The sequence below is a fragment of the Alkalibaculum bacchi genome (assembly GCF_937875145.1).
Taxonomy (GTDB): domain Bacteria; phylum Bacillota; class Clostridia; order Eubacteriales; family Alkalibacteraceae; genus Alkalibaculum; species Alkalibaculum bacchi_A.
On the sequence record NZ_CALNCS010000239.1, the window covers coordinates 1 to 1,941 of the forward strand.

General features: G+C 34.3%; 1 protein-coding gene and 2 pseudogenes. All 3 read left to right on the forward strand.

Features of this window, described 5'->3' with window-relative positions; genetic code table 11:
• A pseudogene (locus tag Q7P22_RS13650) lies at positions 1-195 on the forward strand (class II aldolase/adducin family protein); the annotation flags it as partial.
• Between the two features lie 111 nt (positions 196-306).
• Positions 307-1,530 carry an S-methyl-5-thioribose kinase gene (mtnK, locus tag Q7P22_RS13655; RefSeq protein WP_303864975.1) on the forward strand — a complete coding sequence of 408 codons (1,224 nt, stop codon included), beginning with the start codon at positions 307-309 and terminating at the stop codon, positions 1,528-1,530.
• Positions 1,531-1,649: 119 nt separating this feature from the next.
• Positions 1,650-1,941: pseudogene (mtnA, locus tag Q7P22_RS13660) on the forward strand (S-methyl-5-thioribose-1-phosphate isomerase); the annotation flags it as partial.

Below are 1,941 nucleotides of genomic sequence, written 5' to 3' on the forward strand. Positions count from 1 at the left end.
CTTGAAAAGCATGGTGCTGTGGCTTTTGATAAAAGCAGTATAGAAGAAGCCTATCTTAAAATTTCCTATGTAGAAGAGGTTGCACATCTTTATTACAACGCACTTGTCATATCGCATGGCGAAGAGCCGGATAGTTTTTCACAAACTGAACTTTCTGAGTGGGAATATCCCAGTAAAATTAACTTGAATTTATAAAATTTTATATAAATGTTTTAAAAAAATTTATATCAGAATAATAAATGAGATTATAGGAGCAAATTACTTTTTAAGTCTTTCTAAGGCGTTAATCAAAAAGGAGGATTTAGTATGTCGCGATTTGATAAGTATTTTGAAATGAATGTCAAAGATGTTGTTGAGTATGCTCTCATGAAGACTCCAGAAATTGGTTGGGATAAAAACTCAATCAAAGCGATTATTCCTGCGGAACACGGTAATTTAAATTATGTTTTTCGTGTATTTGATGATAAGGGTCATTCTGTATATATCAAGCAGGCAGGTCTCGAATCACGTATTTCGAAAGATATGAAACCGTCTACTGATCGCAACCGCTTGGAATCAGAAATTCTTCAAATAGAGGATAAACTTGCTCCCAATAGCGTGCCACACATTTATTTTTATGATACGACAATGTGCGCTTGTGGTATGGAGGATTGCTCTGATTTTGAAGTGATGCGCGATGCCATGCTTAAACATGAGACTTTCCCTCATTTTGCAGAAGATATTTCGTCTTTTATGGTTGATACGCTTTTGTGCAGCAGTGATGTTGTAATGGACCATCGAGAGAAAAAAGAACTCGTCAAGAAATTTATCTCTCCTGATCTTTGTGATATTACTGAGAAGCTTGTATTCATGGAGCCATATAACGATATTAACCACCGTAATAATGTATTTGCTCCTAATGCTGAATTTGTTAAAGAACAGCTTTACGAAGACGAGGATCTACATCTTGAAGTTGCGAAGCTCAAGTTTAAGTTTATGACTAATGCTCAATCGCTTATCCAAGGTGATCTACACACAGGTTCGATCTTTGTTCGTCAAGACAAGACAAAAGTATTTGATTCTGAGTTTGGTACTTATGCCCCTATTGGTTACGATACAGGTAATATAATTGCAAATATGATATTTGCTTATGATAACGGACTTGCCACCGATGATAATGTATTTTGTGATTGGACTCTTGAAACTATTGAGCAAATAGTAGATCTTTTTATTAAAAAATATAATAAAAAATTTAATGAATTAGCTTCTGAGCCTATGGCTAAAGTAAAAGGTTTTAAAAAGTGGTATTTAAACGATTTGCTTAACGATACTGCAGGATATGCTGGTACTGAACTTCATCGCCGTACAGTAGGTTTAGCAAATGTTGCTGATGTTACAAGTATTAAAGATGAGAAGAAACGTCTGCTTGCTGAACGAATTAATATTTTTGTAGGCAAGGATTATATCCTACATCAGGGTTCATTTCGGTCAGGCGCAGATTTCGTTCAAGCTATTAAACGAGCTAAAAAGGCGGCTAAGGCAACCCTCTGAGTATAAAATAAAAGATACTGAAAATGATTTATAAACTTGCTATCGTTCTAACGATTTTTAGATTATGCAACATTACTCCTTAAATATAAAAGAAGCTATATTAATAAAAGGAGATAGATATGGACGTTGAAAAATTTTTCGATAAAGTAATAACGGTACGTATAAATAAAGATAAAACTGCTCTGGATATTATTGATCAAACTTTACTTCCTGGAACAATTAAACGTATTAATCTTCGTACTAAAGAAGAAATATGGGATGCTATTAAAAAATTGCGTGTCCGTGGGGCACCTGCTATCGGTGTAACAGCTGCATATGGAATTGCTCTCATTGCTTCAAGGATTAATGCAAATAATTTTAATTCCTTTTACACTGAATTTAAAGAGGCGGAAGATTATCTTGCATCTTCTC